The following is a 22085-nucleotide window of genomic DNA, read 5'->3' as shown; positions in this document are numbered from 1 at the left end:
GATTGCAGTAGTTTTTATAAATAAGGATAAAACGTTGCAAAGTGAAGCCCTTTCAGCTTTTGTTTCTGAAAAAGTAGATGACCTTAAAGGTCGAGATATCATTACGTTAGATATTAAAGATAAAGCAAGTTTTGCTGATTACATGGTAATCGCCTCAGGTAACTCTAACCGTCACGTAAAATCTATCGCACAAAATGTCGCTATCGAATGCCGCGCAGCAGGTGTTGAGCCATTAGGCATTGAAGGCAATGATATTGGTGAATGGGCATTAGTTGACTTAGGTTCAGTGATTGTCCACATCATGACTGATGAACAAAGAGACAAATACCAAATTGAACAATTGTGGGAATAGCCACAACAGTTAAATACAGGCTCAAACTATGCGATTAACCTTATACGCCGTTGGCAATAAAATGCCAAAGTGGGTGATTTTAGGCTTTGAAGAATATGCGCGTCGCTTTCCTCGCGATTTGGCATTTGACTTAATTGAAATTTCACCGGGCAAACGCGGAAAAAATGCAGATATCGCACGTATTTTGGAAAAAGAAGGCGAGCAAATGCTTGCAGCTATTCCTAAAGGTAATCGCATCGTCACGCTTGAGGTAACAGGTAAGCCTTGGGATACTCCGCAACTTGCCCAGCAACTAGAGCGTTGGCAACATGATGGCAGAGATGTAGCGCTTTTGGTTGGAGGCCCCGAAGGCTTAGCTCCCGCTTGTATTCAGGCCTCCGAGCAAAAATGGTCGTTATCAGCATTAACACTACCCCACCCTATGGTACGAATTATCATAGCTGAAAGCCTATACCGAGCGTGGAGTGTTAATAACAACCACCCTTACCATCGCGAGTAACCCTATTTTATGGCACCGCGTAAACGTGTTTCCATTCGTAACCACACGGCAGAAGCTAACCTTTTTGCAAGACGTGCATTTATTGCGTTTATCGGTGTATTTCTACTGCTAATAGTGCTGTTTAGCAACATCTATAATCTTGGGGTTAATTCATTTGAAAAATACCAAACCCGCTCGAACAGCAACCGAATTAAGCTATTACCAGTAGAACCCAACCGTGGACAAATTTACGATCGCAACGGCGTGCTGTTAGCGGAAAATAAGCCGGTTTATAGTTTAGAGATCATTCCAGAGCAAACAGAAGATTTAGCTGCCACTATTGATGAGTTGGTCGATTTACTTGGTATTAATAACGATACCAAAGAAAAATTCTTTAAAGAGCTAAAAGGCAAGCGCCGATTCAAACCCATTGAATTAAAATCACGCCTTAGCGATCAACAAGTCGCACTGTTTTCAGTTAATCAACATAAGTTCCCTGGTGCTTTTATTGATGCACGTCTTAAACGCTACTACCCATTTGGCGATTTAACCACCCATAATTTAGGCTATGTTGCTAAAATTAACCGCCGTGATGCCAACCGATTAGAAACAGAAGGTAAGTCGGAAAATTACGCAGCTACCAGAGAAATTGGCAAGCTTGGATTAGAAAAATATTACGAAGATATTTTGCATGGCACAATTGGTCATCAGGAAGTTGAAATTAATAACCAAGGTCGTGTTATTCGCACCTTAAGCTTTGCTGCGCCAACTCCAGGCAAAGATTTAACCCTGACTTTAGATATTGAATTACAAATGATCGCCAAACGTGCTTTAGCAGGCAACCGCGGTGCAGTTGTGGCTTTAGATCCTCGCGATGGCGGTATCTTAGCCATGTATTCAAACCCAAGTTACGATGGCAACTTATTTGTGCATGGTATTAGCACCAAAAACTATAATAAATTATTACACTCAAGCGACTTACCGCTTATCAACCGCACTGTTCAAGGCTATCCGCCAGCTTCAACAATCAAACCGTTTCTAGCGCTACTTGGCTTAGAAGAAGGCGTAGTTACCCCTGAAACACGAATATGGGATCCAGGCTGGTATCAACTAAAAGGTATCGACAATAAATATCGAGATTGGAAGCGCTGGGGACATGGCTGGGTTAATTTAACTAAAGCAATTGAACAGTCTTGTAATATTTACTTCTATGACTTGGCCTATAAGTTAGGGATCACCAAAATTAGTGAAATGATGGACCGATTCGGTTTTGGCTCTGACACAGGTATTGATATAAACGAAGAATCCAGTGGTATTTTACCGAGCGTTGCATGGAAACGCGCCCGATATAACAAACCATGGTATACCGGTGAAACTATCTCTGTTGGCATTGGACAAAGTTACTGGACAGTAACGCCACTACAACTTGCACAAGCCTTGTCAATTTTAGTTAATAAAGGTGAAATAAAAGTCCCTCACTTATTAAAAGCAACGTCGCAAACCACCTATGTTCAAACGCCAGAGAAAAATTTAGTGACGGTAAAAGCAGAGCCTTATGAAACGGAAATGAAGCCCCCCATTGTCTTAAGCGATCAAGATAATTGGCAGATTGTGCTAGATGCCATGCATTCAACCGTTCAAAAGCAAGGAGCGACCGCACACAATGCCTTTAAAGGTCACAAATATGACGCCTCAGGAAAAACCGGTTCAGCGCAGGTTGCCAGTTTAGGGCAAGATGAAAAGTATGACGCCTCGAAAACTCAAGAAAGTAAGCGAGATAATGCGATGTTTATAGCCTTTGCCCCATTCGACAACCCAGAAATTGTCGTCGCGGTAGCAATTGAAAACGTTGAAAAAGGTGGTGGCGCAACCAATGCCGCGCCAGTTGCTCGTCAAATAATGGATCAGTATTTTGGTAATCGTGAAATCTCAGGTATTTATAGTTCTGAGCTTCATCCAACGCACGATAAGCATTACTCGGTCTCAGCAAGTCAAACAGGAACGCACTAAATGCCGTCATTAAGCCAAGATCAGGCACCTAAAAAAGATATTTGGCAAAAGCTTCACCTTGATTTGCCGCTTTTATTAGGCATTTTGTCGTTAATGACCTTAGGGCTATTTGTGGTTTACAGTGCCGGTGGCCAAGATGTTGATCTCGTTATTCGCCAAGGCATTCGTTTGGGTATTGCCTTAACTGTGATGTTTATCGTTGCTCAAATTCCACCAAGATTTTATTTTAAATGGGCGGTACCTTTTTTTGTCATTGGCCTAGCGATGCTAGTTGCTGTGCTACTTGTCGGCACGGTCGGTAAGGGTGCTCAACGCTGGATAAACTTAGGGTTTATGCAGTTTCAGCCATCTGAAGTGATGAAGTTAATTGTCCCAATTATGATCGCTTGGTTTATCAGCCAACACGATTTACCCGCGAAACTAGGCAATATTGTTATCGCCTTTATTTTGGTATTGCTACCGACATTATTAATTGCTAAACAACCCGACTTAGGCACTTCATTATTAATCGCTAGCTCGGGAATTTTCGTTATTTTTCTTGCTGGGGCAAGCTGGAAGTTAATTGGTACTTGTGTTGGTTTAGGCTCTGCCTTTGCGCCTATTTTATGGATGTTTTTGATGAAAGATTATCAAAAGCAACGGGTATTAACTTTTTTAAACCCAGAGCAAGACCCGCTTGGCGCTGGCTACCATATTATTCAATCAAAAATTGCTATCGGCTCTGGTGGTTTACACGGAAAAGGCTGGCTGCATGGCACCCAATCTCAATTGGAATTTTTACCTGAGCGTCACACCGACTTTATATTTGCAGTATTTAGTGAAGAATTTGGTTTAATCGGCGTGACCTTGTTACTCATGGTGTATTTAGCCATAGTAATGCGCGGCATGTGGATTGCGGTCAATGCTCAACAAGCTTTTGCTAAGCTCTTAGCTGGCAGTATTACCCTAACCTTCTTTGTTTATGTATTTGTTAACATCGGCATGGTATCTGGCTTGCTGCCAGTAGTAGGTGTGCCTCTGCCACTTGTCAGTTATGGTGGTACGTCAATGGTGACTTTAATGGCAGGTTTTGGCATGCTAATGGCCATAGGAACTCACAGGCGCTTTATTTCTTAGCAACAGTGCAACTTAATGTGCAGCAATTTAACAGCATGACTCGTTTAACCATTTTATACACGGCTATTTCGTTACTTTTAGTTTCAGGTTGTAGCTTCAATACTGGCCGATATCAGCAGCGCCATGACTCAACACCGACGCGTTTACCAACTGCAGCTGAACTACAAGATCCCATACCTAGGTTCGAGCAAAAGAGCGCAGGCGGCAATCGTAAAATTTATGAAGTACGGGGTAAATATTACCAAGTGCTAGACAGTGCAGAAGGTTTTAAGCAAACTGGTACTGCATCTTGGTATGGCAATAAATTTCATGGCCATTTAACCTCAAACGGTGAAATTTATGACATGTATGCCATGAGTGCAGCCCATAAGAACTTACCGCTGCCAACCTACGTCAAAGTTACCAATCTAGCCAACAACCAAGCGGTTATTGTTCGGGTGAATGATCGTGGCCCTTTTCACGATAATCGCATTATTGATTTGTCCTACAGCGCCGCTTATAAAATTGGGATGCTAAAAACTGGCACCGCAAAAGTGAGCATAGAAGCAATTACTAACTTTGATCAACAACTAGCTACAAGCAGTGAGCCCTCAATTGTTATCAATAATACTGCTAAACCAGCAAACTTACCTTCCAAGAACGCTACAGTTCAAACTTCAGATGCCAATACCGAACAACTAGCGAGTTTTTATATTCAGGTATTTGCCACTAAAAGTGCACAAACCGCAGAATCTACCGCACAGGCATTGGCCAGCCTCTATCAACAAAATGTGATATATCCTGAACAAGATGGCCTCTATCGTGTGCAAATTGGCCCATTTCCCAATGGGTATGATCCCACCGAGCTAATCAATAGCTTAAAAGGTGCCGGTTATGCCAATGCTTATCGTCGCAATTTATTACAATAAGCCCAGAATCAGTACGCTTTGCCCGTAGAAAATGATGATATAAGTGATATACTGTCGAAACTTTTGTCTGTTGTAGTCTATTTTCTTTAGCTGTTATTTTTAAACGGGCTACTGATAACTGACTGCAGTAATACTCACAAATACAACTTAAAGGAACATTATGCCACGCTCATTAGCCCAATCTCTGGCTAGAACATCTAAAAAGCTACTCGTTCTATTCAGCGCCATTTCTTTTTCAGTTTCATCATTTGCACAATCAATTTCTATTGTTCCAAGTCCGCCTGAGATCAATGCCAAAGGCCATATCTTAATTGACTATACAACGGGTAAAGTCATTGCCGAAGGTAATGCCGATGCGCTTTTAGCTCCAGCAAGTTTAACCAAAATGATGACTAGCTACATTATTGGTATTGAGTTACAAGCAGGTAATATCTCGAATGATGATTTAGTGAAAATCAGCAAGAACGCTTGGGCAACAGGTAACCCTGTGCTTAATGGTTCATCACTAATGTTTTTAGAAGTCGGAAAAGAAGTTCCTGTAAACTTATTAAACCAGGGCATTATTGTTGCCTCAGGTAATGATGCTTGTATTGCAATGGCAGAGCATGTAGCCGGTAGTGAAGAAGCTTTTGCTGATTTAATGAACGCCCATGCCCAACAACTTGGCATGAATAGCAGCTACTTTGAAAACAGCCACGGCTTAGACAGCACCGAACATAAAACTACGCCTCGAGATATGGCAACACTTGCCACTGCTTTAATTCGTGATGTGCCAGAAGAGTATGAAATCTATAAGCAAAGAGTATTTACCTTCAATGATATAAAGCAATATAACCGCAATGGATTATTGTGGGATAAAAGCATGAATGTTGATGGCCTAAAAACGGGTCACACATCAGAAGCTGGCTATAGTCTAGTGACCTCAGCTACGAAAGATGGCATGCGTCTAATCAGTGTGGTGATGGGCACAGAAAGTGATCGAGCACGGAAAGTAGAAAGCAAAAAATTACTTAACTACGGTTTCCGTTTCTTTGAAACTATTACGCCATTTGAAGCTGGTGAAACTTTTGCCACCGATCGCGTTTGGATGGGCGATATTAAAGAAGTTAAGTTAGGTATTTTAGCCAGCAGCCCAGTGACCATTCCACGCGGTCAAAGTAAAAACATTCAAGCAACATTTGAGCTAAATAAGCAGTTAATTGCACCATTAGCTAAAGGTGAAGAAGTCGGTACACTATTTGTCACCCTAGATGGTGAAGATATTGCAAAATACCCACTAGTGACCTTACAAGAAGTGAATGAAGGTAGCATGTTCGACCGTTTAGTCGATTACGTCAAATTGCAATTTTTAAATTAATGACAGCAGTTGTATACCTTAATGGCGAGTTTATCGCCAAGTCAGAAGCAAAAGTCTCGGTCCTAGACCGGGGCTTTTTGTTTTCAGACAGCATTTATGAAGTGATCCCCGTTTATCAGGGGAAATTATTTCGCCTATTTGAACACCTAAATCGTCTGCATTATTGTTTAGACAGCATTAAATTAGCCTCTCCTTATACAGATAAGCAATGGCAACAACTTATCGAACAAGTCATTACAAAAAATGGCGGTGGCAATTTATCAATCTATATTCAAGTAACACGTGGATGTGATATCGAACGTAACCATATCAACCCACAAAATAGCCAAGCGACTGTACTTATTATGCCGATGCCACTTTCGACTAGTGTAGCGGCATTAAAAGCGATTAAAGTCACATTACTTGACGATTTTAGGTGGCAACATTGTGATATCAAAACCACCGCACTTCTTGGCAATATTTTACTCAGAAATGAAGCCGATGCTCGTGGCTTTGACGAAGCAATATTAAAGCGCGATCAACAAGTCACGGAAGCGACATCTAGCAACGTATTTATTGTTAAACAACAAGAAATCTATACGCCGCCGAAAAACAATCTCATTCTTGCCGGTATTACTCGTGATTTAATCATTGAATTAGTAAAAAGTGCCTCCATTAAGGTTCACGAAACACCAATTAATGTGAAGCAACTGTTACAAGCTGACGAAGTGTGGATTAGCAGCTCAACACGAGAAATTAGCCCTGTTTGTCAAATTGATGATAAAATAGTGGCTAATGGCAAAATTGGTAGCATGGCGAAGAAAGTTCACAAGCTATTTCAAAAGTTTAAGCATTCGCTAGTTAACGGTTAGGCATAGAGAGTAAAGATGCAAACTAAATTTGATGAGTTATTAGAATTCCCAACGGTATTAAATTTTAAGGTCATGGGTATTGCCTGCGATCATTTACCTGATTTGATCATAACGGAATTACAAAAACACACGCCGGGTGATTATTCACCAAAAATTAAGCCCAGTTCAAAAGGCAATTATTGGTCAGTTTCAGTTGCGGTAACCGTAACCAGTAAAGATCATATTGAAACGATTTATAAGACGCTAACGGCAATTGAAGAAGTAAGATACGTCTTATAATCGCCGACTATCTACATTTATCCGGCCAATAAGCTTATTTAACCAAAGCAACATAAACGGCAACACTCCGTTAACTTCTGATGTGTGAGAGTTGATTTGAACAATACCCTAGTTATCAGGCAATTAAACCGCCTTGACTACACTAAAGTCTGGCATGCAATGCAGCAATTTACCGATACTCGTGACGAGCAGACGCTGGACGAGTTATGGCTTGTTGAGCATCCGCCAGTGTTTACCCAAGGTCAAGCAGGTAAAGAAGAGCATTTATTAATGACAGGTGATATTCCTGTTGTGCAAGTCGACCGTGGCGGCCAAGTCACCTATCATGGCCCTGGTCAGCAAGTTATCTACTTTATGATTGACCTACGCCGCCGTAAAATGGGCGTGCGTCAGCTGGTAACCCTAATTGAAGAAGGCATTGTTGCTGCGTTAGCCGACTATGGCATTAAGGCTTACCCAAAACCCGATGCCCCTGGCGTTTATGTTGACGAGAAAAAAATAGCGTCATTAGGTTTAAGGGTACGAAAAGGCTGTTCATTTCATGGCTTAGCATTAAATGTTGATATGGATTTAGAGCCATTTCTTCGCATTAATCCATGTGGCTATGCCGGCTTAGAAATGATCCAAAGTCGCGATATTAACGGCCCAGCAACTGTCGCTCAAGCGGGCGAAAGTTTAGTGACACATTTAACAAAATTATTCGAAGCCGACGAGCTTCACAATCAAACAGGTTTGGACAAGCAATATGACAACTAAATCTTCTCGTATGGAGCCTGGCGTAAAACTTCGCGACGCTGAAAAAATGGCACATATTCCCATTAAAGTTGTACCTTCTGAGCGCGAAAAAATGCTGAGAAAACCTGATTGGCTGCGTATAAAACTGCCACGTACCACTGAAAAAATTGATCAGGTTAAAGCAGGCTTGCGCAAACACGGCCTGCATTCTGTGTGTGAAGAAGCATCATGCCCTAACCTATCGGAATGTTTTAATCACGGTACTGCTACCTTCATGATTTTGGGTGATATTTGTACCCGTCGCTGCCCGTTTTGCGATGTTGCCCACGGCCGCCCTATTCAGCCAGATGCTGATGAGCCGAAAAAACTAGCATTAACCTTAAAAGATATGGCATTAAAATATGTGGTCATTACCTCGGTAGACCGCGATGATTTACGTGATGGTGGCGCCAGCCAGTTCGCTGAATGTATTAAAGAAATTGCTGAGCATGCGCCACACACTAAAGTTGAAATTTTAGTGCCTGATTTTCGTGGTCGTATGGACCGAGCATTAGAAATTCTAAATGCCAACCCACCGCATGTTTTTAACCACAACTTAGAAACGGCGCCACGTTTATATACAAAAGCGCGACCTGGTGCGAACTACCAATGGTCATTAGATTTACTGAAAAAATTTGGTGAAGCTAACCCTGATATCCCAACTAAATCAGGTTTAATGGTCGGCTTGGGTGAAACCAATGAAGAAATTTTGGAGGTCATGCGTGATTTACGTGCCCATGGCGTCACTATGCTAACCATTGGCCAGTACTTACAACCAAGTAAAGATCATTTACCGGTAGAGCGATATGTTCATCCAGACGAGTTCGAGATGTTTAAACGTGAAGCTGATAAAATGGGCTTTAGACATGCGGCCTGTGGTCCGCTTGTCCGCTCAAGTTATCATGCCGATAAACAAGCAGCAGGTGAAGAAGTTAAATAACTAATTTCCCCCTTAATAAAGCCAAGCTAATACCGCTATATTGAGAAAGCCAAAGGATTAGTGTTTATTTTCAAGAAAAGCAAAATAGCGGTTGGCCACGATAAATCATAGTGAAGGAAGTGCCAAATTGTATGGGATTTACCTTCACTTTTTTATTGGTAAAGCACCAACTTTCACTCATTAATTTCACTCAGTAACGACCTTCCTTAACCGCTAAAAAACATAGCTATTAAGCTTACATGCCCTACACAGTCAGCTTTACTTTAGGTTAACAACCGCTGATATAAACTTTCGCTGCATATTTGATTTAAAACAAAATTGGCTTGCAATTAGCGGTTTCCCTGCATGTTGTAGCCCTCATCAATTAGCTAAAATACGCTAGTTGGTAAAATGCAACCTGAGTAACCCATTGTGGAAAAAATTACCTGGCAAAAAGATTTTGAAGTTGGTATCCGTGAAGTTGATAAACAACACCAGCACTTAGTGTCACTTATCAATGAAACGGTAGATATTATCGCTGAAAATCGCGAGCAAGAGACTTTAATACGTATTTTTGAAGCTCTGGTTGATTACACCCAGTATCATTTTAGTGAAGAAAAAAAAGTATTTTTGCAACCTTTCGGCTAACGATAAAACATTACATAGCCTGCAACATCAACACTTTATTGATGAGCTTGAGCAATTACAAATAGAAGCACTCAAACCTGGGCAAGCAAAGAATATCCTTTATTTTCTTACCGACTGGCTGCTTAACCACATTTTAGGTGAAGATAAAAAACTTAAACAAGTAGTGACAACTCAATAAACTTATTTACTCATAAGTATCTTTAGCGCTTGTTAAGCAACCGGCTCATCGCAAGCGCTAATATTCCGCCTATTAGTGCCAATAAACTTGCAGTAACATAAGAAGTTACAACGCCTTGGCCATCGGCCCATAATACACCAGAAAGATATGCCCCTAAGGCACCGCCTACACCGTAAACACCGCTAATGTAGATTGCCTGTGCGCGGTTATATTGTGATGGTTTAAAATGTTGATGAAGGTACTGTAGTGAAGCACTATGGTATAAACCATAACTTGCGGCATGTAACAGCTGTACCACGATTAATAACACTAGCTGTTCACCGAAGTAAGCCATGATCAGCCAGCGAAAACTTGTGGCGATAAAACTAAAAACGAGTATTGTTTGTACCGAAAATCGCTTAAACACCCTACCCGCTAAAATAAAAATCAATACTTCTGCAACCACCGAAACCCCAATAAGTACCCCAACCATATAGGCTGGATACCCTAAGTCTCTGATATAGAGTGCGAAAAACGAATAATAAGGCCCAAAACTGATTTGCAATAATATGCCAGCAACAAAAAATACTATGAACGGCAAAGCCAATAATAACGGAAAAATGGGCTCGCTAGTTTGTTGCTGTATGCCGGTGGCCTTTTTGTCATGAAGCAGTAATGATGAAAGCCACAGGCCCAGCAAAACACTAAAGCCGATACTGATAAAGCTTTCACTGCCGAACTCTGCAATTATTTCACTGCTGGCCATTGCCAGCGCTATAAAGCCAATACTGCCCCAAAGACGTATACGCGCATAAAACTTGGCACTGTTGCGCATTGAATTTAAGGTCAGCACTTCAAGTTGTGGCAACATGCCTGTCCAGAACAAACTGAATGCGCCCAAAAATAACGTGATCGACCAGTAGCCATCAACAAAAAACAAGCCAATAAAACAAATTAACGCACAGGTCGTACTAAATTGAATAATTGTAAGCTGCTTACCAGACTTGTCGGCAAGAAATGCCCAAAACATTGGGCCAAAAATTTTGGTTCCCATAAAGATGGCAAGGATCTCGCCGGTTGCCAGGGAGTTAAAGCCACGCCCCTCAAGAAATACCGCCAAAAATGGCATCATTAACCCGAGTACAGCAAAGTACCAAAAGTAACTGTGAGATAATCGGCTAAAGTTAGTAATATGTAATTTGTTAATCTGCATAAAAGTAAAAGCTCGCTTATGCGAGCTTTACCAACTTGCTATTCAATTATTGGTGTTGAGCAGACAACATCAGCATTTTGCGCGCGGTGGCGTAAATAATGATCGATTAGTGTTAACGCCAGCATAGCTTCGGCTATTGGCACGGCACGAATCCCAACACAAGGGTCATGGCGACCTTTGGTAACAATTTCCATTGGCTTGCCATCGATGTCAATTGTTTGACCGCTAACACCAATACTCGATGTTGGTTTAAGTGCAATATGTGCGACAATTGGCTGACCTGAGGATAAACCACCTAATACGCCTCCTGCGTGATTACTGGCAAAGCCTTCAGGCGTCATTTCATCTCTATGCTCTGAGCCCTTTTGATTAACCACAGCAAAACCATCACCTATTTCCACGCCTTTTACTGCATTAATGCTCATTAAGCTATGGGCGATATCGGCATCTAAACGATCAAAAATTGGCTCACCTAATCCTACAGGAATGCCAGTAGCTACCACAGTAACTTTAGCGCCAATTGAGTCTTTCTGTTTAATAATGCTGCGCAACGTCTCATCAAGCTGCTCTAGCTTGCTTTCATCAGGAAAGAAAAAAGGATTTTGTTCAACAATATCCCAGTTAAACTGCTCTGCTTTAATATCAGCAATTTGCGTAACACAGGCTTTTATATCAATACCAAGCTGCTGTTTTAAATACTTTTTAGCGATAGCACCAGCAGCAACTCGCATTGCCGTTTCACGAGCAGATGAGCGGCCACCACCACGATAGTCACGAAAGCCATATTTTTGCGTATACGTATAATCAGCATGTCCCGGTCGAAAACTTTGGGCGATATTGCCGTAATCTTTTGAGCGCTGATCGGTATTTTCAATTAATAATCCAATAGGCGTGCCGGTAGTTTTTCCTTCAAACACGCCAGACATAATTTTTACTTGATCGGCTTCACGACGGGCTGTGGTGTAACGAGAGGTCCCCGGCTTTCTTCGGTCTAAATCAAGCTGTAAATCTTGCTCACTAATTTCTAGACCAGGCGGGCAACCATCAACAATCGCGCCTAACCCTAAACCATGGCTTTCGCCGAACGTGGTAACTGTGAATAGTTTTCCGTAAGTATTGCCTGACATTATCTTGTAACTACCTGTTGATTAAATGTTTCTTGATATTCATCCAATTGCGCTTTGGTTAATACAAATACACCGTGACCACCGCGCTCAAACGTTACCCAATGAAATGGCACATCGGGATATGTCGCTTCTACATGAATTTGCGAGTTACCGACTTCACACACTAAAATGCCATCATCGGTTAAATGCTCTGCTGCCTGCGCTAAAATTTCACGAGTGATATCTAAACCGTCATGCCCTGAGCCTAAGCCCATTTCGGGTTCATGCAAATATTCCTGCGGTAAGCTATCAACATCCTCTTGATCGACATAAGGCGGATTAGTGACGATTAAATCATATTTTTCCTGCTCAACTGAAGCAAACAAATCAGATTGAATGGGAATAACTTGTTCCATTAAGCCATGACCTTCAATATTAATTTGCGCAACATTAAGTGCATCAACTGATAAATCAAGCGCGTCAACCTCTGCATCAGGAAACGCATACGCGCAAGCAATAGCGATACAGCCACTGCCCGTACATAAATCAAGAATACGCTGGGGATTATGATGTTGAATATAAGGCGCAAACTTATGTTCAATTAATTCAGCAATTGGTGAGCGTGGCACTAAAACTCGCTCATCAACATAAAACGATAAGCCAGCAAATTGTGCCTGATGGGTAAGGTAGGCTGCTGGAATTTGCTCTTCAACGCGGCGGGTAATTAACTCTAACAACTCTTGCTTTTCAGTATCTAATAACTTGGCATTAGCTGATTGCTTGAATAAGTCAGTAGGCAAAGCCAGTGAAAACATCACTAAATTCACAGCTTCGTCCCACGCGTTATCTGTGCCATGACCAAAATAAAGATCGGCACGATTAAACTCGCTGGCAGACCAGCGAACCCAGTCTTCAACACTAGTTAATTGTTCAATAACCGAACGTGTATTCATAAATCAATCCAAGAAAGTAAAATTGCGCATAAGCCAAGACAAAAATAGTCGATTAATATATCATTATTCCACTATCACGTGTCGACCTTTCCCATGAAATTTAAAGATTTATTAACCGATGAAGAAAAGCAGTTATTTAAGCAGAGTATCGGTAAAGTAAAGCAAATCGCACAAGATAAAGTTGTTCATCCAAGAGCAGTAAAAAAATCTACCACAATCAAAGGTAACAAACTCACGGCCAAACAAGGCGCTGAATTTCACTTCTCTGACGAATTTGAACCTAACCTTAACCATCATGGGCCGATGAAATATGTAAAAGACGGCACGGATAGCTTTGAAGCAAAAAACCTACGTCGTGGAATTTATCAACCTGAATTAATCTTAGATTTACATGGGCTGACTCAAGAGCATGCCAAAAGAGAAATTGCTGCGCTATTGCTAGCTTGTCATAAGGAGCATGCTCGCTGCGTGTGTATTGTTCACGGTATTGGCAATCGAATATTAAAGAATAAAGTGCCACATTGGCTGGTGCAACACCCTGATGTACTCGCATTTCATCAAGCGCCACTGGAATATGGTGGCGATGGTGCGCTGCTAGTATTAATTGATATTAAAGATAAGTATTGAGTGAGTTTTGAGTTATTGTGCCTATTCACCAGCCCAATTCATTTAATCAAATCAGTCAATCAAATCACTTGGCGAAATCATTTGCACAAAGCGACCTGTCATTGTTTCAATATCATAATCTATTTCGACAATACTAGCCGTTTGAAAGATTGGCGTTTGCGTTTCATGAGTTAATTCAGCGACTAAATAACTAACTAACGGCATATGTGACACCAACAATAATTGGTCAATATGGCCTGTAGCAAGCTCACCATCAATTAAATCATGGACGGTTCTGGCTGCGCCACTTGGAGTAATCATGGCTTGCGTTTGATGCTGCGCGGTGACCGCTAAAGTTGGTAACATCGCCTGATAAGTTTGCTCAGCACGTAAATAAGGGCTAACCCAAATTAGATTCGGCGAAATTTTCTGTTGCTCCATCCATTTTCCCATTGCCTCAGCTTCTTGAACACCATGTTCAGTAAGTGCTCGCTGTGCGTCACTTTGCCCCCAATCACTGGCTTGGCCATGACGCATAATGAAAATTTGCATAGATTGTCTCCCGCACTTCGAAAAATCGCGGTTATCTTGATAAAATTCCGGCTATAGTAAAAGAAAGCAGCAGCAATTTATAACAACAGTTAAGAATAAAATAGACTAGCGTTATTCCTTCGGGTAATTTATAACAAAAACAACGCTATAATTAAAATAATAAACACGATTTTTTGTGAGCGCGGTACGATCTGAGTGTTTTAATAGGAGTTTATTGTTGAAACAAAGCCCTAATGACCAAAAACACTATCTGCCCATTACCTTAAATAATGGTCTAAACGTTTTATTAATCCAAAATAATGAATCCGATAAAGCGGCTGCTGCATTGGCGGTAAATGCAGGGCATTTCGACGATCCGGCTGATCGTCAAGGTTTGGCTCACTTTCTCGAACATATGCTGTTTCTAGGAACGAAAAATTACCCTGACGGCAGCGAATATCACAAATTTATTAGCCAACATGGTGGTTACAATAACGCCTGGACTGGCACAGAGCACACCTGCTTTTTCTTCGATATACAAAGCAATTATTTAGCCGATGCTCTAGCACGATTTTCCGATTTTTTTATTTCACCGCTATTAAGTGAAAGCTTTGTTGAGTCTGAACGTCAAAATATTGATGCTGAATTTAAAATGAAGCTCAAAGATGATATTCGCAGGTTATATGATGTCCACAAAGAAACGGTCAATCAAAAGCACCCATTCTCGCAATTTTCAGTAGGCAATACTGAAACGCTAGCAGATAGACTACAATCTGACGGCGAAACACAAAAAGTTCAACAAGACTTGCTGAATTACTTTAAGCAACACTATTGTGCCAGTCGCATGACCTTGGCTATAGAAGGGCCACATCAATTAGCAGTGCTAAAAGATTTAGCTCATCAATATTTTGAAGCTATCCCTAGTAGTAACGAGGTTAAACCTCAACTAACTGAGCCACTTTATTTACCAGAACATTTAGCGCAAGAATTATGGGTAAACCCAGTAAAAAATGATAAACAGTTAATTATCAGTTTTGCACTGCCAGCTATAGACCAATATTATCGACACAAGCCTGAGTCAGTAATCACTTACCTACTGGGTCACGAGGGGAAAGGCAGCATTCTGTCTTACCTTAAAAAACAACAATGGGCCCTCGGCTTAACGGCTGGCGCTGGTATTAATGGCTCTAACTTTAAGGATTTCAATGTAAGCATTTCATTGACTGAACAAGGTGAAAAGCATATTGAAGATATTATCGATACAGTATTTAGCTATATTCAATTACTAAAAAGCCAGCCAATTCCAAATCATTTTTATATTGAAAAACAAACACTGGCTGACACTGCATTTACTTACAGCGAAAAACTCAAACCACTCGATTCTGTTAGCCAACTTGTGATCAATATGCAGCACTACCCTGTAGAAGACTACATTTTTGGTGATTATGTCATGGAAGGTATGTGTGAAAAGTCAGTCTATGAATTACTGGAATTTATTCGTGCCGATAACTGCCGGATTATTAAAGTAGGGCAATCATATCAATGCGATACCATTAGCCAGTGGTATCAAGTTCCTTATCGACAAAGCAAGATATCTAATGAGCGTTTAGCACACTGGCAAAATATTAGTGTGCCAAGTTACCTATTTTTACCAGGTGAAAACCCATACATTACCAATTCCCCCGTCGTTTGGCCGCATAGTTATGAGTCAAGCCAACCGGCACTTATCGACAGCCAAAATGGCCTATGTATTTGGTATAAGCAAGATACGACCTATAAAGTCCCTAAAGGTTACATTTACTTAGGAATAGATTCACCTTTAGCGGTTGCGAGCACTGAAAATATTGCCATGACTCGGCTATTTGTTGATATGTTTACCGAATATGTAATTGAAGAACACTATGACGCAGAGTTAGCGGGTATTCACTATCACCTGTATGCGCATCAAGGTGGTATGACGTTGCAGATATCGGGCTTAAGTGAAAAGCAGCCATTACTGATTGAAAAATTATTAACAAGTTTGACCAACCACCAATTTGAACAATCGCAATTTGATTTACTTAAATATCAACTAATGAAACATTGGCACAATGCCGATAAAAACAAATCGATTTCACAACTTTTTTCAACGCTTAGTGCATTTATGCAACCAAATAACCCATCGGCAGTGCAGCTAGAAAAAGCAATGCATACGGTTACTTTCGAGCAATTTAACAATTTTAGTCATCAGTTATTTGAGCATATAACTTTAGACGTGTTAATTCATGGTAATTGGCTAGAAAATCACGCCCATGATATCGCGCTTTTAATTAAGGATGCCTTTAGTCACAATTTTGATGGGCGCAACCACGTGAGTTGCCCAGTAATCGATATCGCTGACCAAAATGAAATTATATTACCCGTTACTATGCCAAACCATGATCATGCTGTAGTTTGCTATTATCCATTCGCCAGCAAAGATGATCGCACAACAGCATTAGCGATATTGACCAGTCACTTACTTGCGCCAATATTTTTTCAAGAAATGCGCACCGAAAAGCAATATGGTTACTTGGTTAACATTGGTTATATTCCGATCAATCGTTTTCCAGGCATTGCGTTTTATATTCAGTCACCACATACCCAACCGGAACAGCTGGTTGATGCCATCGATAACTTTATTAAAGAAGTTCCCGAACAATTGACTGAAATCAGCGATGATTATTGGCATAACTTCAAACAAGGGCTAACTGCGCAATTACAAGAGAAAGACACAAGCTTGCGTACTAAAAGCCAACGTTTTTGGTCAGCAATTTGTAACCAAGACTTTGATTTCAATCGAAAGCAATTACTACTTGCTGCAATTGAGTCGATTTCAACTACCGATTTAGAAAGCTTTTTTGCCCAGCATATAACTAAGCAAGCATTAGGTTTTACTGAGCGCATTACTTTGCTATCGCAAGAAGCTGAAGAATATTCAACCGTGTGGCATTCTAGAGCCGCCAATATCATTAGCAATAGAGAAGTATTTACCCAAGATTGTCAAAGAAAGTACTAGCATCAAGGAAAATCACGGAATTGGTTGAATTAATTTGACTTGCCGTTGCGCATCAGATTAAATGGGATTAATAACAAAAATAATAATTCCCCTATTATATCTAGGGTGCTAGGTAGTTTTAGTGAAGTTTCTGCAGTTCAATCTTTTCAACAAAAAGCATTATCTTCTGTCGTTTTTTCTATGCTGTTTAAACGCCTGCTTTCTAGCTCCTACTTTTGCCAACAACGCTAATTTTAAATTCAGACAAATATCGACACCTGAAGGGCTTTCACAAAGTTACGTTTTTGATATCGTTCAAGATAAAAATGGCTTTTTATGGTTTGCCACAGCCGACGGTTTAAATAGATACGATGGTTTTGAATTCGTTCATTACCGCCGCGATATTGATAACCCTAATTCAATTGCCGACAACTACATTCGCACGCTATTTATCGACAGTAAAGATAATTTATGGGTTGGTACCAGAAATGGCCTTAGCCAATATAAAGCATCGAGTAATTCATTTACCAACTTCTTTCATCAAGAAGGCGATGCGAATTCCTTATCAGATAATACCATTTGGGATATCTACGAAGGAAAAAATAATGAACTTCTGGTCAGTACAGCTTTAGGTGTGCATCGATTTGATCAAACGAGTGGAAAATTTACTAGGTTAAAAATAAAAAATTTTGCAGAAGCATTTAAACAAGTTAAAACCATTTTTCAAGATGAGAACGAAGACTATTGGTTAGGTACTTTTGAAAATGGCATTTATATAACCAATCAAAGTCTGAGTTTAGCTAAACAATTAAATGTCTCTACGGCAACTACTGCAAAGTGGAATTTTACCATTGACGCTAATGCACTATACGATATTAAGTTTATCGGTGAAAATTATTGGCTAGCGACCGACAATGGAGTATTTGTTTTAGACAAAAATTATCAGTTGATTAAGCATCTAAATAAAAATAACACTCAGCGATTAACCACAAATAATATTAGAGCAATTCAACCATTAAGTGAACAGTATGTTTGGTTAGGGTCAGATAAAGGGCTATATTCAATTGATATTTTAACATTCGATATCGCTCCGATTTTCAACGAATTAACAAATAATGGCAGCTTTAGCGTCAACTGGATAATGTCCTCTTATAAGGACACAGCTAACAACATATGGATAGGTACCTACGGCGGCGGTCTACAATTAAAAAATGCCTACTCAAACCTTTTTGAGTCAGGCCCTACCTCTTCGGGTATGCAAGATCGATGGCTCCACTTTTTTACTGAAACCTCTAATAATACAATTTGGTTTAATAATGAACTCGGTGAGCTTTATAAAGAATCCGCCACTGGTGAGCTTACTCACATTAAACTGCCCATTGAAGTTGCACAGGTTCATAAACGCGATGCCCAAAATATCTGGTTAAAAAGTTATAATCAGGCACTTTATAACTTCGATGTTGAAAGTAATAAGCTCACCACTTACCAACAATGGCTTCCTTCAGATAATACCTTGCAAAAGCTAATCGCCGTAAACCAATATATTTGTCAAATTAGCACGGATAAAAAACTCAGTTGTTTTGATAGCGAAACTCAATCCAATGCCAGTTATTTGCCTTCCGGTGAAACTGGTTTAGTAAAGTTGGCAAAAGGTAGTGACAATCAAGTTTATTTATTAACTGACAGTAATGTTTTTTATCGATTCTCTTTGGATACTAGAGAGTTTGAATTTATTTATTCGTTATCTGAAAAAGACTATAAGAGTTTCAATGTTAACAACTTTGCTATAGCCCAGCAAAACCTTTGGTTATCGTCCAATGGCTTGGGAATCATCCATATAGATCTAAAAAAAGACAAATTAACTTTTTTCAACGAAAAGAATAGCTTAAACAATAGTTTTATTGCAGACCTTAGAACTACGCCTGATGGTGCTTTATGGTTCGCTACTAACGTAGGTATCGGTGTAATAGAGCCCTTAAATCTTAAAGTAAAGCTATTTGACTATGATTTTGGTCTCAATAATGCTGAATTTAACGCATATTCGTCTTACCTAACAGAAAACGGGCTACTATATTTTGGTAATCCAAAAGGGTATATCAAATTTGATCCTTCTCAGTTAACTACTATACGCCAAGAGTTAGTAACGCCTGTTATCACCAACTTAACCATCGCCAATAAAGATATAGAACAGTTAGATAGCTATAAACACCAGTCATTTTCTCAAAACCTCGCTGAAACTCGAAATCTGGCGATTAACTATAAAGACTTCCCTATAAGTTTCGATTTCGTTAGCCCCAATGTGTCATTACCCAGTCAAACAGAATACCGCTATCGACTCCTAGGTTTAGAAGAACAATGGGTTCAAGCAACGAAAGCTAATAGACGTGCGACTTACACCAACCTAAGTCCAGGAAAATATATATTTGAAGCAGAAGTTTTTGATGCGTTTAATCCAAATTTAACTAAAAAATCGACATTAAGATTTGAAATATTACCGCCATGGTGGCTAAGCAACAGTGCAATATCTGTTTATTCATTGGCTGCATTTTTAATGCTTGTTTATTTCATCATGCAGTTTAGGCACAGACAACAATACCACGCCCAAATCCAAAAAAGCGAAGAGCGTTTAAAGCTGTCATTATGGGGCAGTGGCGATGAAATGTGGGATTGGAATATTAAAGAAAACAAGATTTTTCGTTCAAATATATGGGGAATTTTAGAATTTCCACAAGATGGCAAACGTAATGTTGGTACAGAACAAACTAATATTCACCCAAATGATATTCCTAAAGTAAAGCAAGCATTAAACGACCATTTTGATAAAAAGTCTGAGCACTTTGAGACAACATACCGGGTAAAAAGTCAAAATGAACAATGGTTTTGGGTGCTTGATCGCGGAAAAATTGTTGAACGCGATGATAAAGATCAGCCAATACGGATGACAGGCACATTAAAAGATATTTCCCATATCAAAAAGGCCGAAGAGCGTCTAAAGCTATTTGCTAAATGTATCGAGAACATCTCTGACGCTGTAGTGATATATGATCGCCAATTTAATATTATTGATGTTAATAAATCGTTCGTCAGAATTACCGGTAATAGTAAAAGTTCAATGTTAGGTAAGCAGCTTTACTTTCCGTTGTATCCAGAGTCATTTACCCAATCAATAAAAAAACACTTAATTGTTAACGGCAATTGGCAAGGTGAAATAGAGAGTAAGCGTGCAAATGGTGATACTTACTACACAGAGCTAAGCCTTGATATTATTCGCGATGAAAGTCGCAATATTTCGCACTTTGTTGGTGTATTTTCTGATATTACCGATCGCAAAAAGTCTGAAGTTGATTTACGAAAACTCGCTAATTCAGATACGTTAACTGGACTCCCTAACCGCTCTTACTTCCAAGCGAACCAACAACGACTAGTTAAAAGTAAAATACCTCATGCATTACTGGTGTTTGATTTAGATAACTTTAAAAAAATCAACGATTCAATGGGACATCAAGTTGGCGATAACATCTTGATCGAAGTTGCGAAGCGAATTGTTCAAATCAGTTCTAAACGAAACAGCGTTTATCGTTTAGGCGGGGATGAATTCAGCATTATTATTGAAAATACCAATGATATTCATACAATTACCTCATTGGCTAAAGACATATTAAAGTTAATAGCAATTCCTCTTAAAGTTAAAAGCCAAGAGCTTGTGCTGTACAGCAGCATTGGTATTGTGCTGTACCCAGAAGATGGCACTAGCCCTCAAGAGCTATTAAAAAACGCCGATACTGCGATGTATCATGCCAAAGATAATGGTGGCAATCGCTATCAATTCTTCAGTGACTCCATGAATAAAAAGGCCGTTAAGCGCATTCAAATTGAAAGCCTAATTCGACATGGATTAAAAGAAGACTATTTTTCTGTTTTCTACCAACCGAAAATAGAAATCACCACAGGTAAAGTTGCAGGTATGGAAGCATTAGTGCGCTTTGAAACCCCAACTAAAGGCATTATAAGCCCACTGGTTTTTATTCCGGTATCTGAAGAAACCGGTCAAATTATTGACATTGGTGAAGTAGTACTTAGAAAGTCTTGTTATGCTGCGAAGAAATGGGTAGATGCTGGATTATTTGATGGTCGAGTGGCTGTGAACCTTTCCGCCGTACAATTTACCCAGCCTAATCTGCCGAAAATGATAGCTTCTATATTAGAAGAAAGCCAACTGCCGGCAAAACACTTAGAGCTTGAGATTACAGAAGGAACTGTCATGGACTCGCCGCAACAAGCGATTGACACTATGCTACAAATCCGCTCAATGGGGATTCATTTAGCATTAGATGACTTTGGTACAGGCTATTCATCACTTGCCTACCTGAAAAAATTCCCACTCAACACCCTGAAAATAGACAAGGCATTTGTTGATGACATTGAAACCTCTGAACAAGGCCGAAATATGGTGGCAACTATTGTCACCATTGCCCATAACTTAGGCATGCAAGTTGTTGCCGAAGGGGTAGAAAATAATAATCAACTACACTTCTTATCAGGTTTAGCCTGTGAGCAACTTCAAGGATACCTATACAGCAAACCTCTCCCTGAGGCAGAGTTCCAAAAATATCTATTAAGTCATCAAATAACAGATCAATCAACTCACTTACTTAAAAGCAAATAATTTAAAAACCACAGCTTAAAAGCAAAGCTTTAAATACTTGCTAAAACAATATTTTGACGCCCGGCAATTTTTCGAGGCGTCAAAATATTTTCGCCTTAATTTAATCCTCTTCACTAAAAAACAACCTTACTAAACAATAAATTTA

19 protein-coding genes are annotated in these 22085 nt (G+C 39.9%); 15 read left to right on the top strand and 4 right to left on the bottom strand.

All coding sequences use genetic code 11. The features are described 5' to 3' along the window. Positions 1–34 precede the first annotated feature (34 nt). From rsfS to ACOB82_RS00225, 12 genes are all read left to right on the top strand, one after another. The gene (rsfS, locus tag ACOB82_RS00280) at positions 35–352 is read left to right on the top strand and encodes a ribosome silencing factor (RefSeq protein WP_448210903.1); all 318 of its coding nucleotides are present in this window, start codon (positions 35–37) and stop codon (positions 350–352) included. 28 nt (positions 353–380) lie between these two features. Further along, positions 381–851 (top strand): 23S rRNA (pseudouridine(1915)-N(3))-methyltransferase RlmH, encoded by a 471-nt coding sequence (rlmH, locus tag ACOB82_RS00275; RefSeq protein WP_448210902.1) that lies wholly within the window; start codon positions 381–383, stop codon positions 849–851. A gap of 9 nt (positions 852–860) precedes the next feature. Next, on the top strand, positions 861–2840 hold the full coding sequence (gene mrdA / locus ACOB82_RS00270) for a penicillin-binding protein 2 (protein WP_448210901.1): 1980 nt from the start codon (positions 861–863) through the stop codon (positions 2838–2840). Then, complete coding sequence (rodA, locus tag ACOB82_RS00265; protein WP_448210900.1) at positions 2841–3956, top strand: rod shape-determining protein RodA; 1116 nt, start codon at positions 2841–2843, stop codon at positions 3954–3956. A gap of 17 nt (positions 3957–3973) precedes the next feature. Further along, positions 3974–4864, top strand: a complete 891-nt coding sequence (locus ACOB82_RS00260) for a septal ring lytic transglycosylase RlpA family protein (protein ID WP_448210899.1) — start codon at positions 3974–3976, stop codon at positions 4862–4864. A 160-nt stretch (positions 4865–5024) separates the two neighbouring features. Next, complete coding sequence (locus ACOB82_RS00255; RefSeq protein ID WP_448210898.1) at positions 5025–6221, top strand: serine hydrolase; 1197 nt, start codon at positions 5025–5027, stop codon at positions 6219–6221. Next, entirely contained in the window at positions 6221–7072 is an 852-nt protein-coding gene (locus ACOB82_RS00250) for a D-amino acid aminotransferase (RefSeq protein ID WP_448210897.1), read from the top strand. The genes ACOB82_RS00255 and ACOB82_RS00250 overlap by 1 nt, the downstream gene beginning before the upstream one ends. A 15-nt stretch (positions 7073–7087) precedes the next feature. Next, on the top strand, positions 7088–7351 hold the full coding sequence (ybeD, locus tag ACOB82_RS00245) for a DUF493 family protein YbeD (protein ID WP_448210896.1): 264 nt from the start codon (positions 7088–7090) through the stop codon (positions 7349–7351). Between the two features lie 96 nt (positions 7352–7447). After that, the gene (gene lipB, locus ACOB82_RS00240) at positions 7448–8107 is read left to right on the top strand and encodes a lipoyl(octanoyl) transferase LipB (RefSeq protein WP_448210895.1); all 660 of its coding nucleotides are present in this window, start codon (positions 7448–7450) and stop codon (positions 8105–8107) included. Further along, the gene (gene lipA, locus ACOB82_RS00235) at positions 8097–9065 is read left to right on the top strand and encodes a lipoyl synthase (RefSeq protein WP_448210894.1); all 969 of its coding nucleotides are present in this window, start codon (positions 8097–8099) and stop codon (positions 9063–9065) included. Before lipB ends, lipA begins: the two co-directional genes overlap by 11 nt. A 411-nt stretch (positions 9066–9476) precedes the next feature. Beyond that, positions 9477–9692, top strand: a complete 216-nt coding sequence (locus tag ACOB82_RS00230; protein ID WP_448210893.1) for a hemerythrin domain-containing protein — start codon at positions 9477–9479, stop codon at positions 9690–9692. After that, entirely contained in the window at positions 9655–9870 is a 216-nt protein-coding gene (locus ACOB82_RS00225; protein ID WP_448211247.1) for a hypothetical protein, read from the top strand. Before ACOB82_RS00230 ends, ACOB82_RS00225 begins: the two co-directional genes overlap by 38 nt. A 22-nt stretch (positions 9871–9892) precedes the next feature. Here ACOB82_RS00225 and ACOB82_RS00220 read toward each other — a convergent pair whose 3' ends face one another. From ACOB82_RS00220 to prmB, 3 genes are read right to left on the bottom strand one after another with little or no spacing between them, the layout of a single operon-like run. Further along, a complete protein-coding gene (locus tag ACOB82_RS00220; protein WP_448210892.1) occupies positions 9893–11062 on the bottom strand; it encodes an MFS transporter in 1170 nt (389 codons plus the stop codon). A gap of 38 nt (positions 11063–11100) precedes the next feature. After that, positions 11101–12189 (bottom strand): chorismate synthase, encoded by a 1089-nt coding sequence (gene aroC / locus ACOB82_RS00215; protein WP_448210891.1) that lies wholly within the window; start codon positions 12187–12189, stop codon positions 11101–11103. Then, entirely contained in the window at positions 12189–13121 is a 933-nt protein-coding gene (gene prmB, locus ACOB82_RS00210) for a 50S ribosomal protein L3 N(5)-glutamine methyltransferase (RefSeq protein WP_448210890.1), read from the bottom strand. Before prmB ends, aroC begins: the two co-directional genes overlap by 1 nt. 93 nt (positions 13122–13214) lie before the next feature. On the opposite strand from prmB, the gene smrB reads away from it, so the two are divergent. Then, on the top strand, positions 13215–13748 hold the full coding sequence (gene smrB / locus ACOB82_RS00205) for an endonuclease SmrB (RefSeq protein ID WP_448210889.1): 534 nt from the start codon (positions 13215–13217) through the stop codon (positions 13746–13748). Positions 13749–13799: 51 nt separating this feature from the next. On the opposite strand, the gene sixA is transcribed toward smrB, so the two are convergent. Continuing rightward, positions 13800–14279 (bottom strand): phosphohistidine phosphatase SixA, encoded by a 480-nt coding sequence (gene sixA / locus ACOB82_RS00200; RefSeq protein ID WP_448210888.1) that lies wholly within the window; start codon positions 14277–14279, stop codon positions 13800–13802. A 214-nt stretch (positions 14280–14493) separates the two neighbouring features. On the opposite strand from sixA, the gene ACOB82_RS00195 reads away from it, so the two are divergent. Beyond that, complete coding sequence (locus ACOB82_RS00195) at positions 14494–17295, top strand: insulinase family protein (RefSeq protein ID WP_448210887.1); 2802 nt, start codon at positions 14494–14496, stop codon at positions 17293–17295. A 121-nt stretch (positions 17296–17416) separates the two neighbouring features. Beyond that, complete coding sequence (locus ACOB82_RS00190; protein ID WP_448210886.1) at positions 17417–21940, top strand: EAL domain-containing protein; 4524 nt, start codon at positions 17417–17419, stop codon at positions 21938–21940. The last annotated feature ends 145 nt before the right edge of the window (positions 21941–22085 follow it).

It is taken from the genome of Colwellia sp. MEBiC06753 (assembly GCF_053470325.1).
Note: the sequence above shows the minus strand (reverse complement) of the source record. Positions and strands in the feature narration are given on the sequence as shown.